14 protein-coding genes are annotated in these 15131 nt (G+C 68.1%); 8 read left to right on the top strand and 6 right to left on the bottom strand.

The annotated features are described in order from the left end of the window. Positions 1–2 precede the first annotated feature (2 nt). The 6 genes from dapE to map are packed head-to-tail and all read right to left on the bottom strand — an operon-like array spanning position 3 to position 6932. Positions 3–1130, bottom strand: a complete 1128-nt coding sequence (dapE, locus tag N7590_RS06710; RefSeq protein WP_164241138.1) for a succinyl-diaminopimelate desuccinylase — start codon at positions 1128–1130, stop codon at positions 3–5. Continuing rightward, a complete protein-coding gene (locus N7590_RS06705; RefSeq protein WP_174213496.1) occupies positions 1127–1498 on the bottom strand; it encodes an arsenate reductase in 372 nt (123 codons plus the stop codon). The genes dapE and N7590_RS06705 overlap by 4 nt, the downstream gene beginning before the upstream one ends. 31 nt (positions 1499–1529) lie before the next feature. After that, positions 1530–2396: a hypothetical protein gene (locus tag N7590_RS06700; RefSeq protein WP_164241137.1), complete on the bottom strand. Its 867-nt coding sequence runs from the start codon at positions 2394–2396 to the stop codon at positions 1530–1532. Positions 2397–2398: 2 nt separating this feature from the next. After that, positions 2399–3460 (bottom strand): 2,3,4,5-tetrahydropyridine-2,6-dicarboxylate N-succinyltransferase, encoded by a 1062-nt coding sequence (dapD, locus tag N7590_RS06695; RefSeq protein ID WP_053508221.1) that lies wholly within the window; start codon positions 3458–3460, stop codon positions 2399–2401. After that, complete coding sequence (locus tag N7590_RS06690; protein WP_053508223.1) at positions 3460–6087, bottom strand: [protein-PII] uridylyltransferase; 2628 nt, start codon at positions 6085–6087, stop codon at positions 3460–3462. The genes dapD and N7590_RS06690 overlap by 1 nt, the downstream gene beginning before the upstream one ends. Before the next feature lie 2 nt (positions 6088–6089). Next, positions 6090–6932, bottom strand: a complete 843-nt coding sequence (gene map / locus N7590_RS06685) for a type I methionyl aminopeptidase (protein WP_080357237.1) — start codon at positions 6930–6932, stop codon at positions 6090–6092. Positions 6933–7105: 173 nt separating this feature from the next. Here map and N7590_RS06680 point away from each other — a divergent pair, with 173 nt between their 5' ends. From N7590_RS06680 to tsf, 8 genes are all read left to right on the top strand, one after another. Beyond that, positions 7106–7636, top strand: coding sequence for a spore coat U domain-containing protein (locus tag N7590_RS06680; protein WP_164241136.1), 531 nt, complete (start codon positions 7106–7108; stop codon positions 7634–7636). Beyond that, the gene (locus N7590_RS06675; protein WP_180878265.1) at positions 7636–8385 is read left to right on the top strand and encodes a molecular chaperone; all 750 of its coding nucleotides are present in this window, start codon (positions 7636–7638) and stop codon (positions 8383–8385) included. The genes N7590_RS06680 and N7590_RS06675 overlap by 1 nt, the downstream gene beginning before the upstream one ends. Before the next feature lie 7 nt (positions 8386–8392). Continuing rightward, positions 8393–10771 carry a fimbria/pilus outer membrane usher protein gene (locus tag N7590_RS06670; protein WP_164241134.1) on the top strand — a complete coding sequence of 793 codons (2379 nt, stop codon included), beginning with the start codon at positions 8393–8395 and terminating at the stop codon, positions 10769–10771. Next, a complete protein-coding gene (locus tag N7590_RS06665) occupies positions 10768–11808 on the top strand; it encodes a spore coat U domain-containing protein (protein WP_279935254.1) in 1041 nt (346 codons plus the stop codon). The genes N7590_RS06670 and N7590_RS06665 overlap by 4 nt, the downstream gene beginning before the upstream one ends. Positions 11809–11959: 151 nt before the next feature. Then, entirely contained in the window at positions 11960–12178 is a 219-nt protein-coding gene (locus N7590_RS06660; protein ID WP_164241153.1) for a hypothetical protein, read from the top strand. Then, positions 12178–12876, top strand: coding sequence for a molecular chaperone (locus N7590_RS06655; RefSeq protein ID WP_164241132.1), 699 nt, complete (start codon positions 12178–12180; stop codon positions 12874–12876). Before N7590_RS06660 ends, N7590_RS06655 begins: the two co-directional genes overlap by 1 nt. Positions 12877–13095: 219 nt before the next feature. Further along, positions 13096–13902: a 30S ribosomal protein S2 gene (gene rpsB, locus N7590_RS06650; protein ID WP_006427162.1), complete on the top strand. Its 807-nt coding sequence runs from the start codon at positions 13096–13098 to the stop codon at positions 13900–13902. A gap of 126 nt (positions 13903–14028) precedes the next feature. Then, positions 14029–14904 (top strand): translation elongation factor Ts, encoded by an 876-nt coding sequence (gene tsf / locus N7590_RS06645; protein WP_006427160.1) that lies wholly within the window; start codon positions 14029–14031, stop codon positions 14902–14904. Positions 14905–15131: the final 227 nt, after the last annotated feature.

Here is a 15131-nt window from a genome sequence, read left to right as displayed (position 1 = left end):
CCTCACACCAGCAGCCGTTCCACCAGCCGCTGGTACAGCCCCGGCAGTGCTTCCAGCTCGTCCACGCGCACGTTCTCGTCCACCTGGTGGATGCTGGCGTTGACCGGCCCCACTTCGATGCACTGCGCACCCAGCGGTGCGATGAAGCGCGCGTCGGAGGTGCCACCGCCGGTGCTTTCCTCCGGCGCACGACCAATGTGTTCGGCCAGCACGGCACGCGCAGTGGCGCGCAAGGTACCTTCCGGGGTGTAGAACGGCTCGCCGCTGCGATGCCACTTCAGCGTGTACTGCAGGCCATGCCGGTCGAGCAGTGCGGCGATCTCCGCCTCCAGCTTCGGCGCGTCCCAGTGCGGGTTGTAGCGGATGTTGAAATCCACCTCCAGCTCACCGGGAATCACGTTGTTGGCGCCCGTGCCGGCATGGATGTTGGAGATCTGCAGGCTGGTCGGCGGGAAGCTCTCGTAGCCCTCGTCCCAGCGCCGCGCACTCAGTTCGGCCAGTGCCGGCGCGGCCTGGTGGATGGGATTGCGCGCCTTTTCCGGATACGCCACATGCCCCTGCACACCCTGTACGCGCAGCTTGGCCGACAGGCTGCCGCGACGGCCGACACGCAGCAGGTCACCCAGCGTCGCGGTCGACGAAGGCTCACCCGTGATGCACCAGTCGATGCGCTGGCCACGCTCGGCGAACAGGCGTGCCACATGGCGCACGCCATCGATCGCATCGCCTTCTTCGTCGCTGGTCAACAGCACCGCCAGCGTGCCGGGATGATCGGGATGCGCGGCCACGAACTGCTCGGCGGCGACCACGAACGCGGCCACGCTGCCCTTCATGTCGGCCGTGCCACGGCCATACAGCACGCCGTCACGGATCGTCGGCATGAACGGGTCGCTCGCCCATGCCTGGCGTGGACCGGGCGGCACCACGTCGGTGTGTCCCAGCAGCACCAGCACCGGCGCGCCGTGGCCATGGGTCGCCCACAGGTTGTCGACCTCGCCCAGGCGCAGGTGATCGCAGTGGAACCCGGCCTGCTTCAGGCGTGCCGCCAGCAACGCCTGGCAGCCGGCATCGTCCGGCGTCACCGAGGGGCGTGCGATCAGCTCGCAGGTCAGGTCGAGGACGGCACTCATGCGCCGCCCACGCCGAAGCGTGCCTTGAATCCGTTGTCACTGAAGCCCTGGCTGACCGTGCCGTCGGCGGTCACCACCACCGGGCGCTTGATCAGCTGCGGGTACTCACGCAGCAGCAGCTTCCACTCGGCATCCGAGTCGGCCGCCTTGCGGTTGTCCGGCAGCTGCCGCCAGGTAGTGGAGGACTTGTTGACCATCGCCGCCAGGCCGCCCAGCTGCGCGGCCCATTCCAGCAGGGTTTCCGGGCTGGGCTTGTTGTCGCGGTAGTCGACGAAGGTGTACGGCACGCCGAAGCGGTCCAGCCACTTGGTCGCCTTCTTGCAGGTATCGCAGTTCTTCAAACCGTAGACAGTGGTGCTCATGGCCATCTGTGATGCTGGAAAACAGAGGGCCAGAATCTCACAACAGGCGCTCGGACACGACCCGGAACGGCACCGCCGGCAGCCGCAGCGCCAGCCCCTCGGCCAGGTTCACGCCCATCGCCTGCAAGCGCGGACAGTGCGCTCCGCCCTCCAGCTGCAGCGGTTGCAGCTGGGTGGTATCCACCGGCAGATCGATGCGGGTGCTGGCCCAGCGCCCATCGCAGGTACGTGCAATGGCCTCGTCCTGGCAGGTCAGGAATCGCAACCGCGCGTCATGGCCATCGCAGAACCCGGCCCATGCCGAAGGGTTCCAGCCTTCGGCGGCGCGCCACTGCAGATGCAGCGCCGGGGCACTGCCCTGCCCGCCTTCGATCCAGGTCTGCCCGCCGCCATCGGCGCGTATCTGGTGTTCGAAACGCGTGGACAGGTGGGGGTGCATCGCATCGCTGAACGCGCGTGCACCGGCCACGAAGGCCAGCTGGTCCATCACGTTGCGGTCGAACAGCACCACCGGCGTCCCGTCCGGAGCATCGTCCCGGCGCAGGTACCAGCGCCAGTTGCTCTGGCGTGGCGAGGGCATCAGCGCGCGCAGCGGTCCGGCCATGCCGGGCCCGAAATGGCCATGGCGATAGCTGAGGATGGTGTACGGCGTACGCCCTTCATGCACCACGTAGTGATGGCCCGGCGGCGGTGGCGGTGCATGGCGCACATCAACCCACCAGCTCACATACACCACGTCGCGCACGTCGCTGACCAGCGCCGGTATCGGCCAGCGCCGCGACAGCGCACGCCGCAGCCGGGTCCAGCGTGGGGCGTGCAGCAGGCGAGGCAGCATCCGCCCGAACAGGGTGTCGGACGGATGCCGGTAGATCGCGGACTGCGCCAGGTCTTCCGGCGCCGTCACCTTCAGTCGGCCAGGCCGCGCAGCAGGTCGTTGACGCTGGTCTTGCTGCGGGTCTTCGCATCGACCTGCTTGACGATCACCGCGCAGTACAGCGAGTGGGTACCGTCCTTGCTCGGCAGCGAACCGGACACCACCACGCTGTATGGCGGGATGTAGCCGTAGCTGATCTCGCCGGTAGCGCGGTTGTAGATGCGCGTGCTCTGGCTGAGGAACACGCCCATGCCGATCACGCTGTGGTGGCCGACCACGACGCCTTCCACCACTTCCGAACGCGCACCGATGAAGCAGTGGTCTTCAATGATGGTCGGGCTGGCCTGCAGCGGTTCCAGCACGCCGCCGATGCCGGCGCCGCCGGACAGGTGGCAGTGCTGGCCGATCTGCGCGCAGGAGCCCACAGTGGCCCAGGTATCGACCATCGTGCCTTCGCCGACGTAGGCACCGATGTTGGTGAAGCTCGGCATCAGCACCACGTCCTTGCCGAAGTACGTGCCGCGGCGGGCGATCGCGCCCGGCACCACGCGCACGCCGCCACGGCGGAACTTCGCTTCGTCATAACCGGCGAAACGCGATTCGACCTTGTCCCAGAACGGCGCCGGGCGCGCATCGACCACCGCCATGTCGTTGACGCGGAAGTACAGCAGCACGGCCTTCTTCAGCCACTCGTTGACCTTCCAGCCGCCATGGCCGTCCGGCTCGGCAACCCGGAACTCACCGCTTTCCAGGCCATCGATCACCCGGTTCACCAGCGGCTTGGTCGAGCCTTCCAGCTCATGCAGGGTCAGCGTGGCGCGGCGCTCGAAGGCGCTCTCGATGCCGAACTTCAGCTCTTCCACGCCCGGCGCGGCCGGCTTGCGCAGCGACTTGCGGGCAATGGTTTCGGCGCGCGCGGCTTCGGCGCTCTTGGCCGGGGCCTTCTTCGGTGCAGCCACCTTCTTCGCCGGGGCCTTCACCGCAGCGGCCTTCTTCGGCGCGGCAGCCTTCTTCGCGGCCGGCACGGCGGCAGGTTTCTTGGCCGCTGCGCTCTTCGGGGTCGCGGCGGTTTTCTTGGCGGGCTTGGTGGCCATCAGGCGGGGTCTCCGGCGTTTCGATCAGGGTCCAGGCAGGCCAGCATCGCGTCATGCAGCTGCTGCCGGGCAGGTTCAGTCAGGGGGAGGTCGTGTTCGTCACTGATCACGAAAGTGTCTTCGGCGCGTTCGCCGAATGTGGCAATGCGCGCGTCATGCACGCGCAGGCCCTGGTTGCGCAGCACGAACGCCACGTCGGCCAGCAGGCCGGGACGGTCGGGGGCGACCAGGGCAAAACGGGTCGCGCCGGGCTCATCGCGGAACTCGATGCGCGGGGCAAAGCGGAAATGGCGCAGCTGCCGTGGCACCACCCGGCGCGAAGGCCGCAGTCGGGTCAGGTCACCGCTGAGCGCCTCGCGCAGCGCAGCCTCCAGGTTGGTGCTGCTGCCATCGGCGAAGGTATCGGCCGGGTTCACCTCGAAGGTATCGAAGATGGTGTCGGCAGGGCCATCCAGCACGCGCGCGCGGTGGATGCCATAGCCCTTGCGGTCCAGGGTCATCACGATGGCGGCGAACAGGCCGTCGCGGTCCGGCGAATGCACGAACACTTCCAGTGCCGGGTCGTCGACGCTGATCCGGCGCACCTTCACCAGCGCCTGGCCCTGCTTCACCGGCACCAGCGCGGCCGCCTGCCAGGCCAGCTGCTCCGGCCGCAGCCGGATGAAGCCTTCGTCGGGCATCACCGCGAACTGGCGGTCGATGGTGGCATCGTCGTAGCCCTGCTCGCGCACCAGCGCGCGCACGCTGTCACGCGCCTCGGCCACGCGCTCGGCCGCCGGCACCGGATGTTCCAGCCCTTCGCGCAGCGCGCGCCGGGTGGCGAAATAGAGGTCGGCCAGCAGGCGGTCCTTCCACGCGTTCCACAGCTTCGGGCTGGTGCCGGCGATGTCGGCACAGGTCAGCAGGTACAGGTAGTCGAGGCGGTCGCGGCTGCCGACCAGGGTGGCGAAGCGATGGATCACCACCGGATCGGCGATGTCCTGCTTCTGCGCGGTCACCGACATGCGCAGGTGCTGTTCGACCAGCCATGCCACCAGCTCGGTATCGGTGCCACTCAGCGCATGGGCCTGGCAGAACGCGCGCGCGTCCACCGCACCCAGCTCCGAATGGTCGCCGCCACGGCCCTTGGCGATGTCATGGAACAGGCCGGCCAGCAGCAGCAGCTCCGGCTTGCGCAGGCGTGGCCACACTTCGTGCGCGATCGAGAATCGCTCGTCGGCACGGCTGCTGGCGAACAGGCCGATGTTGCGCAGGACCATCAACGTGTGCTGGTCGACGGTGTAGACATGGAACAGGTCGAACTGCATGCGCCCACTGACCTGGGCGAACGCGGGAATCCACTGCCCGAGCACGCCCAGCCGCGCCATGCGCGAAAGCGTGTCGACCGGGCGCTGGCCACGCAGCAACGCCAGGAACTGCTCGCGCGCATCGGCGTCGGCCACGTCGTAGGCCGGCAGCACGGGCAGCGCTTCGGCCAGCGCGCGTGCGGTCAGCGAATGCAGGCCGCGCACCTGCGGATTGTTGGCCCAACTGGCGAACAGCGCGAATACCTGGCCGATGTCGCCGCGCGGCCAGTCGGCATCATTGGCCGCCAGGTAGCCGCGGCGCAGGGAAAAGCCCACGGTCAGCGGTTCCGGCTGCGCCTCGCCGTCGAACTGTTCCTCGAAGCGCTGCAGCAGGCGGTCGCTGATCCGGCGCACCACCAGTGCGGCGCGATAGAAGCCCTGCATCATCTTTTCGACACCCAGGTTCTCGGCGTCGTCTTCAAAGCCCAGGCGCGCGGCCAGGGTCTTCTGGTAATCAAAGCGCAGGCGCTCTTCCGGGCGGCGCGCCACCAGGTGCAGGCCGAAGCGCAGCCGCGCCAGCACCGCGCGTTCGCGCTTCAGCGCGGCCGCTTCATCGGCGCCCAGGTGGCCGAGCCCGACCAGCGCCTCCAGGTCACGCACGCCAAACGCGCGCAGCGCCATCCAGCCCAGCGTATTGAGATCGCGCAGGCCGCCGGGGCCATCCTTCAGGTCCGGCTCCAGGTTGTCGGCGGTATCACCGAAGCGCTGGTGGCGGTTGCGCAGTTCTTCCAGCTTGGCCAGGAAGAACGCACGCGCCGGCCACAGCTCGCGATCATCGATGGCCTCGCGCAGGGCGCGACGCGTGGCCTCTTCGGCCAGGATCGGGCGCGCCTCGATCAGCGCGGTCAGTACGGTCTGGTCGGCCGCCGCCTCGCGGCATTGCGCCGCCGACCGCACGGCATGGCTGACCGCCAGCCCGCAATCCCACAGCAGCGCGAACAGGCGCGCCAGTGCCGGCTCGTGGGCCAGCTGCGCCGGCGGCTCGCCGAACACCAGCAGGTCGATGTCCGAACGCGGGAACAGTTCGCCGCGGCCGTAGCCGCCCACCGCAAACAGTGACAGGCCACTGTCGGCCGGCAGGCAGCGCTGCCACGCCAGGCGGATCAGATGGTCGGCTGCGCGTGCGCGCAGCGCCAGCAGGCGTTCGATGTTGTCGCCCTGGTCGAAGCGGCGGTACAGGCGCGCGTCGGCCTGCTGCAGCGCCTGGCGCGCGGCAGCAGCCCAGTCCGGGTCGATGAGCGACGCGGCCGGCGTGTCCAGCAGCGAACTCGCCGGCAGCATCCTCAGGAGACCTGCGACTCGCCCGGCGACAGAGTCAGCACATCCACGCCGGTCTCGGTGACCGCGATCATGTGCTCCCACTGCGCCGACAGCTTGCGGTCCTTGGTCACCACGGTCCAACCGTCCGGCAGCACCTTGTTGTAGCGGGTGCCCTCGTTGATCATCGGCTCGATCGTGAAGGTCATGCCCGGCTGCAGCACCAGGCCCTGGCCCGGGCGGCCGTAATGCACCACCTGCGGTTCGTCGTGGTAGACCTTGCCGATGCCGTGGCCGCAGTACTCGCGCACCACGCTGAAACGCTCGCCTTCGGCATAACTCTGGATGGCATGGCCGATGTCGCCCAGGGTGGCGCCCGGACGCACCGCGCGAATGCCGCGCCACATCGCTTCGTAGGTGGTTTCCACCAGGCGGCGCGCCATCACCGACGGCGTGCCGACGAAGTACATGCGGCTGGTGTCGCCGTGCCAGCCGTCCTTGATGACGGTGACGTCGATATTGACGATGTCGCCATCCTTGAGCACCTTCCCTTCACTGGGGATGCCGTGGCAGATGACGTTGTTGACCGAGGTGCACACGGTCTTGGGGAAGCCGCGGTAGCCAACGTTGGCCGGAATGGCGCCCTGCACGTTCACGATATGGTCGTGGCAGATGCGGTCCAGTTCCTCGGTGGTGACACCGGGCTTGACGTGGGGGGTGACGATGTCGAGCACTTCGCTGGCCAGGCGGCCGGCGATGCGCATCATCTCGATTTCCTGCGGGGTTTTCAGATTCACGCTCATGGCGCCCATTATCGCTGATCCGGCCGCAATCTGAACGAACGCCACCCAACTGGCGATCCGGGCCATGCACGGTTCCGGCAAGGAAAGTGAAAGCGTGACGGACTCCGCCCTTTCGGGTCCCTATTTATCACGAATTACAGACACTTGCGCTGCCTAAGCTGGCCCCAGCGTCGTCAAAGCGGCACCGATCGTACCGTCTTCGCCTTGTTCAACAGACCTTCGGGTCAGGGAGGTTGTCCATGCGATCCCCAGTTCGTTCCCCGCTGGCCTGGGCCATCGCCGGGCTCCTGATGTCCAGCCCGGTACTGGCCGCCGACACCACCACCTTCAACGTCACCCTGGTGGTCACCAAGGCCTGCACCATCACCGCCGCGGCGGCCACCAACGTGGATTTCGGCACCGCCGCCTCCACCACCGCCACGCCCACCCTGGGCCAGGGCACGGTGACCGCGCAGTGCTCGGCGTTGACCCCGTACACGATTTCGCTGAATGCGGGCGCCAACGCCAGTACCGCCAATGACGTCACCACCCGCCGGATGAAGAACACCAATGCGGCGGTGACCGCCAACAACTATGTCGGTTACCAGCTGTACCAGGATGCCGCGCACACGCTGGTGTGGGGGGCCACCACCGGCACCAACACCCAGGCCGGCATCGGCACCGGCCTGGCGGTGCCCTACATCGTCTACGGCCAGATCCTGAATCTGAGCACCAACAACCCGGCCACCGGTAACTACCTGGATACGGTCACCGCCACGATCACGTATTGATGGAGCACGCCCGCATGGCCGGATCCCGCCCGTGGCGCGCCACCGGCGTGGCGCTGCTCGCCCTCTGCCTGCTGGCGGCCCCCATGGCAGGGGCCACCAGCCTGCAGGTAGCCCCCACCAGCCTGCAGCTGGAAGCCCGCCAACGCGCCGGCGAGCTGTGGCTGACCAACAGCGGCACCTCACCAGTGAAGCTGCAGGTGCGTGTGTTCCGCTGGGTACAGCAGAACGGGCAGGAACAGCTGCTACCCACCGATGAACTGGTCGCCACCCCGCCGATGCAGGAATTGGCGGCCGGACAGCAGCAGCTGGTGCGGGTGATGCGGCCCACCCGTGAGCCGCCGCCGGCCCAGCAGTACTACCGGCTGATCGTGGACGAGGTGCCCGACCTGTCCACCCGCACCGACGGCATGCAGTTCGTGCTGCGCTATTCGATCCCGGTATTCGTGCAACCGGCGTCGGGCAAGCTGGCCGCACGGCTGCAGGCCCGGCTGGTGCGGCTGGACGATGGCCGCGACGGCGTGGAGGTGTCCAATTCCGGCGACAGCTACGCGCAGATCGCCGACCTCGCGCTGGGCAGTGCCAAGCGCCCGCGCATCGTGCACCCCGGCCTGCTGGGCTACGTACTGCCCGGCCAGGTGATGCGCTGGCCGCTCGAACGCACGGCGATCGACCGCGACAACGACCAGATCACGGCCAAGCTCAATGGCGAGTCGGAACAGACGCCACTGTCGCCACCACCGGCTCGCTGAGGCGTTGATGGGCGCGCTGCTTGCTGCCCTGGCTCCTGCGGCGACCGAAGCCGCCGATGTGTCCGGCGCAGGAGCCACCGGGGCTGCCGATGTATCCGGCGTGTCCGCCGATGCCATCCTGCCACCTCCCACTCCGCTCACCGCCAGCCAGACGCTGTACCTGGACGTATCGCTCAACAGCACGCCGCGCGGCCTGCTGCCATTCACCGACAACCGCGGTCGCCTGCAGGCCAGTCCCGAAGTGCTGCGCCAGCTCGGCTTCAATGCCAGCGGCGACGCGCCGGTGTACCTGGACCAGATCAGCGGCGCGGTGGTGCGCTATGACGCCCACATGCAGACCCTGGCACTGGACGTACCGCTGGACCAGCTGACCCTGCCGACCACCGTGCTCAGCCGCCCGCAGGCGCGCGCACCCGCTGGCAGTGCATCGCCCGGCGTGCTGTTCAACTACGACGTGTATGGCAGCCGGGTGGATACGCTCGGCAACCTCAGCCTGAGCTCGGAACTGCGCCTGTTCGGCATCGGCAACGGCACCTTCGAGAACACCGCGATCAGCCGTCGCTACCAGCAGCCCGGCGACCGCCGCTGGCGTGGCGAGAGCGTGCGCCTGGATACGCGCTGGAGCCTGGATTTTCCCGACCAGGCAATGACCCTGGAGGTTGGCGACTTCTACAGCGGCTTCGTCGACTGGACCCGGCCGGTGCGCCTGGGCGGCCTGCAGATCGGCCGCAACTATGGCCTGCAGCCCTATCGCGTGCTGACCCCCACCCCCAGTTTCCTCGGCCAGGCGGTGGTGCCCTCCACGGTCGAGCTGTATGTCGATGGCCTGCGCCAATACAGTGGCCAGGTGCCGGTCGGCCCGTTCCAGCTGGCCGCGCAACCCGGCATCAGCGGTACCGGCAGCGCGCAGGTGGTGGTGACCGATGCGTTCGGTCGCATGCAGACGCTGGATTTCAGCTTCTATGGCACCCAGCAGCTGCTGGCCAAGGGGTTGTCGGACTGGTCGCTGGGCGTTGGCCATCTGCGCGAAGACTTCGGCCAGCGCTCGTTCGCCTACGACGACCGCACGGTTGCCAGCGCCAGCTGGCGCGGCGGCGTCAGCGATACATTCACCGGCGAAGCACATGCCGAAGGCGGCGGTGGCCTGGCCCAGGCCGGCCTCGGCGGCTGGTGGCTGCTCGGCAGTGCCGGCGTGTTCAATGCCGCCTACGCGCACAGCGACTACCACGGCCTGCAGGGCGGGCAATGGGCGCTGGGCTACAGCTGGAACAACCGCCGCCTCAACGTCAACCTGCGCAGCGTGCGCAGCCACGGCGACTACCGCGACCTGGGCGCGCTGCAGGGCAACCTGCCGCCGAGCATCAGCGAACAGGCCACGGTCGGCATGGATCTGCTGCGGCTGGGCACGCTCAGCGCCAGCTACCTGCGCCTGCGCTATCCCGATGGCGAGGACAACCGCTACGCCAGCCTGTTCTGGTCGCGCACCTGGAGCCAGCGCTGGTCGGCCTACCTGTCGGTGAACCAGAACCTGGACCAGAGCGACGACCGCAGCATCTATCTGTCGGTCACCGCCAGTCTCGGCAACAACCGCCAGGCCAGCCTGTCCAGCCAGCGCAATGGCGACAGCCAGAGCTGGGTGGCCGACGTCACCCAGCCCGTGCCGGGCGATGGCAGTGCCGGCGGTGTCGGCTGGCGCGCCCAGGTCCGTCATGGCGAAGACGGCAATGGTGGCCTGGCCGAGGTCGGCATCCTCAACGATGTCGGCCGCTACTCGTTCGGTGCGTCGCGCCAGGGCGGCCTCAACTATGCCTACGCCAGTGCCAGCGGCAGCCTGGTGTGGATGGGCGGGCACGCCTTCGCCACCCGCGAGGTCTCCGACGCGTTCGCGGTGATCAGCACCAACGGCGTCGGCGGCGTGCCGGTACGACTGGAGAACCGCCTGATCGGCGTCACCGATGATCGCGGCCTGCTGCTGGTCAGCCCGCTGCTGTCGTGGCAGCGCAACCGGGTCTCGATCGACACCCTCGACCTGCCCGAGGACATGCGCGCCGACCGCATCGAGGACTGGGTGACGCCGCGCCAGCGCGCGGGCACCCGGGTCACGTTCCAGCTGCGATCGCGGCCCTCGCTGAGCCTGACCCTGCTGGGCATGGACGGCCAACCACTGGAGGTCGGCAGCGAAGTGCAGCTGCCCGATGGCCGCCAGGCGACCGTTGGTTATGACGGCCTGCTCTACCTCGAGGATGTGGCCGCCGGCAGCATGCTGTACGTCACCACCAGCCGCGGCCAGTGCCGGCTGAAGGTGCCGGACCTGCCCAGGGTGGTGGCGTCCGGCGCCCGGCCGCGGCCGGCACCGCTGCACTGCATCCCGGAGGTGGCGCCATGAGGATGCTGCTGCTTGGCCTGCTGCTGGTGGCCGGGCTGCTGGCCGCGACACCGGCGCGCGCCGTCGCGGTCTGCACAGCCATCGCCGACCCGACACTGCCGTTCGGCAACGTCAACAGCAATGCGCCGGGCGCAACCACGGGCACGCTCAACATCACGGTGAACTGCACCACCTCCGCGCTGAGCCTGCTGGCCACCACCGGGGTGCGGGTGTGCGTGGGCATCGGTGCCGGCAGCGGTGGCGGCAGCAGCGCCAGCTGGCGGACGATGAAGACCGGCACCAGTGACAGCATGAATTTCCAGCTCTACAACACCTCCAACTTCAGCCAGGTGACCGGCTTGACCCCGCGCGGCACGCCGCCCGCGCAGGAACTGACCTTGACCTACAACGTGCCCCTGACCGGCGGCAACGGCACGCAGGCCACGCAGCTGTTCGCACAGATCCCGGCCAATCAGATCCTGGCCTCGGGCGCGTACAGCAGTACCTTCAGCGGTGCCAGCGTGGTCCTGACCTGGGCCTGGAACGAAGTGCTGCTCGGCACCGCCACCGTGCCGGCCACCTGCAATGGCGGCGCCACCGGCACCAACAGCGCCAGCGCCAGCGCCGCGTTCAGCTTCACCGCCACCGCCAACGTGCTGCCGCAGTGCGGCAGCTACGTCACCACCAACATGAACTTCGGCAACGTCACCGGTGGCATTCCCGCCAACATCGACCAGACCGCCACGCTGACCCTGACCTGCCTGAAGAACACCGCCTACCAGATCAGCCTGAACAACGGCCAGAACAACCCCGCCGCCACCAGCACGCGGCGCATGGCCACCACCCTTGGCACCGGCACCTACTACCTCACCTACGAGCTGTACCGCGATTCGGCGCGCAGCCTGCGCTGGGGCAACACCCTCAACGTCGATACCGTTGGCGGCACCGGAAGTGGCAGCGCGCAGCAGCTGACCATCTATGGCCGGGTGCCGCCGGTCACCGGCCAGCCCCCTGCCGGCGCCTACAACGATCTGGTGCAGGTGACGATCACCTATTGACGCGCGTGCCGACCAGCGGTCGGCCCCCACCGGGCAGATGGCGCAGTCGAGCAAGCTCGACTCTACAGTTCCGGCCGATCCGGCCGATACCGCGCAACGAGTCTTTCGACACACAGGATGGCAGGTGGTTCGCGCACTTCTGATCGGGGCGATGCTGGTCGCCAGTACGCCCGCGTGGGCCGACCCCAGCAGCAGTGCCGTGCAGATCCGGCTGACCGTGGTCGAGGCCTGCAGCGGTGATACCGGCGGCGACCACTGCCCACCCCCGCATCAGCGCAGCGATGCACCGCAGCTGCCATCCCAGGTCCGCGACCTTGCCCCGCCGGCCGACGACGACGACGCAGCGCCTGCCGTGACCGTCATCTACTGATGCGCGCACTGCTGACCCTGCTGGCGCTGCTGCTGGCGCCGTCGGCCGCGGCGCTGGACCTGCTGCCGACTACGCTGCAGCTGCCAGCCGACGGCGGCCATACCGCGCTGTGGCTGTACAACCCCGGCCCGGGTCGCTGGCAGGGCCAGGTGAGGATCCTGGCCTGGGAGCAGCAGGCGGACGCCGAGCGACTGCGCCCCAGCGACCAGATCGTGGCCAGCCCGGTCCAGCTGGACCTGCCAGCGGGCGCCCGCCAGCGCATCTGGCTGCTGCCGCGCCTGCCGTCTCCCGTGGCCAGCGAACGGGCCTACCGGGTCGTGCTCGCGCCCAGCGCGCCTGGCCTGCCGCGCTACTCGCTGCCCCTGTTCCGGGGACATGCCGCGCCGCTGGCGCAGCCGCAGCTACGCTCCGAGGTCGACCCCGAACCGTCGCACCCCACCCTGCGACTGACCAACACGGGTACCCTGCACGCCCGCCTGCACGACCTCGCCTTCGTTGCCGACGATGGCCGGCGCCTCGTACTGCTGCCCGGTCTGGCCGGCTATGTGCTGGCAGGCCAGGAGCGCCATTGGGCCCTGCCCCCCCATGCCCACGGCTATGCCGGCGGCCATTTCCAGGCCCGCCTGCAGGACGGCCGCGTGGTCGAGCTGTCCACGCCGGACCCGGCAATTGCAGCGAGCGCACCGGGCGGGCTATAATCGACCGGATTCCTGCCGCCTGCGTGCGCGGGACCCGTCCACACCGGACGTCACCGGTGAATCCACACCTGCTGCCCCCATCCGTGCCGGGGTGCTCCGCGAGGAGTTCGGCCACGGAGGCAACAGGGAAGCCCAACCCCGGAACCGATCGCGCTTCCACGCGTCCCGCACACCTATCCCCGCGGGCGGAATCGCTGGTTCCCTATCAGGAGTATTGCAATGCCCCAGGTCACCATGCGTCAGATGCTGGAAGCCGGCGTCCACTTCGGCCACCAGACCCGCTACTGGAACCCGAAGATGGCTCCGTACATCTTCGGCGCCCGCGGCAAGATCCACATCATCAACCTGGAAAAGACCGTCCCGCTGTTCAACGACGCGATGAACTTCATCTCGTCGGTGGCCCAGAAGCGCGGCACCGTCCTGTTCCTGGGCACCAAGCGCAGCGCCCGCGAAACCATCAAGGAAGAAGCCGAGCGTTGCGGCATGCCGTTCATGAACCAGCGTTGGCTGGGCGGCACCCTGACCAACTTCCGTACCGTCAAGCAGTCGGTTGCCCGCCTGAAGGAACTGGAAGCCGGTGAAACCGACGGCACCTTCGAGAAGCTGGTCAAGCACGAAGTGCTGGGCCTGCGTCGCGAGCGCGACAAGCTGGAAGCCTCGCTGGGCGGCATCAAGGACATGAACCGCCTGCCGGACGCCATCTTCGTGATCGACATCGGCCACGAAGACATCGCGATCAAGGAAGCCAAGAAGCTGGGCATCCCGGTCATCGCCGTGGTCGACACCAACTACAACCCGGAACTGGTTGATTACGCCATCCCGGGCAACGACGACGCCATCCGCGCCGTGCAGCTGTACGCCCGCGCTGCGGCCGACGCCGTGCTGGAAGGCAAGGCTGCTGCTCCGCACGCCGCCTCGGTGCGTGAGGAAGAGTTCGCTGAAGCCGCTGCTGAAGGCGAAGACAAGCCGGCCCGCCGCGCTCCGGCGAAGAAGGCCGCCAAGAAGGGCGACGACGCCCAGGCCTGATCCAGGCCCCGGGGTGGACGCCCGGCGTCCACCCTCCCTGCGCGCAGCCCTTGGCGCGTGACAGGACCGTGTCACACGGGCCGGCCACCATGCCGGCCCAACCCCTTTCTTTCGTGAGGTAATCCCGTGGAAATCACTGCTTCCCTGGTCAAGGAACTGCGCGAGCGCACCGGCGCCGGCATGATGGAATGCAAGAAGGCGCTCACCGAAGCCAACGGCGACATCAACGCCGCTGCTGAAGCCATGCGCAAGTCCGGCGCTGCCAAGGCCGACAAGAAGGCTGACCGCGTGGCTGCCGAAGGCCGTCTGGGCCTGGCCCAGGATGGCGGCAAGGCCGTGCTGGTCGAAGTCAACTCGGAAACCGACTTCGTCGCCAACGACGACAACTTCAAGTCCTTCGTCAACGCCGTCGCCGCTGCTGCCCTGGCATCGGGCGCCAACGACGTCGAAGCCGTGAAGGCTGCCAAGCTGGCCGATGGCCGCACCGTTGAAGAAGCCCGCGCCACCGCCGTGCAGACCCTGGGTGAGAACATCCAGATCCGTCGCATGGTGAAGGTGGATGGCAACAACACCATCGGCGCCTACGTCCACACCAACGGCAAGGTCGGCGTGCTGGTCGACCTGGTCGGCGGCGACGTCGAGCTGGCCCGTGGCCTGGCCATGCACGTGGCCGCGCTGAAGCCGCCGCACAACAAGGCTGCCGATGTGCCGGCCGAGTTCGTCGAGAAGGAAAAGGAAATCGAACTGGCGAAGATGTCCGAGAAGGACAAGTCCAAGCCGGCCGACATCCTGGAAAAGATCATCAGCGGCAAGATCAACAAGATCGTCAGCGACGTGACCCTGTACGGCCAGACCTACGTGCTGGGCGACACCACCGTCGAGCAGGTGGTCAAGGCCGCCGGCGCCGACGTGGCGGGCTTCAAGCTGCTGATCGTGGGCGAAGGCATCGAGAAGGTGGTGGAAGACTACGCCGCCGAAGTCGCCAAGGCGATGCAGGTCTGATTCCAGCCCTCCGGCTGTGAAGCGACCAGAAGAGCCGCGGGAAACCGCGGCTCTTTTTTTATGCCCACTGCACCCGTGGGTGCGCACCGTTGGTGCGCACACCGACACCGGCGCCCAGGGACCTTTGCGTTGCGCACCAATCAAGCCGATACTCGGCGCAGGGAAACCGCAGTCATTTAGCAGGAACGAAAATTGCGGACTGTGATGCATTCCTAGGTATTCTTGTC

The organism is Stenotrophomonas sp. GD04024 (genome assembly GCF_029837545.1).
GTDB classification, from domain to species: Bacteria; Pseudomonadota; Gammaproteobacteria; order Xanthomonadales; family Xanthomonadaceae; genus Stenotrophomonas; species Stenotrophomonas forensis.
Note: the sequence above shows the minus strand (reverse complement) of the source record. Positions and strands in the feature narration are given on the sequence as shown.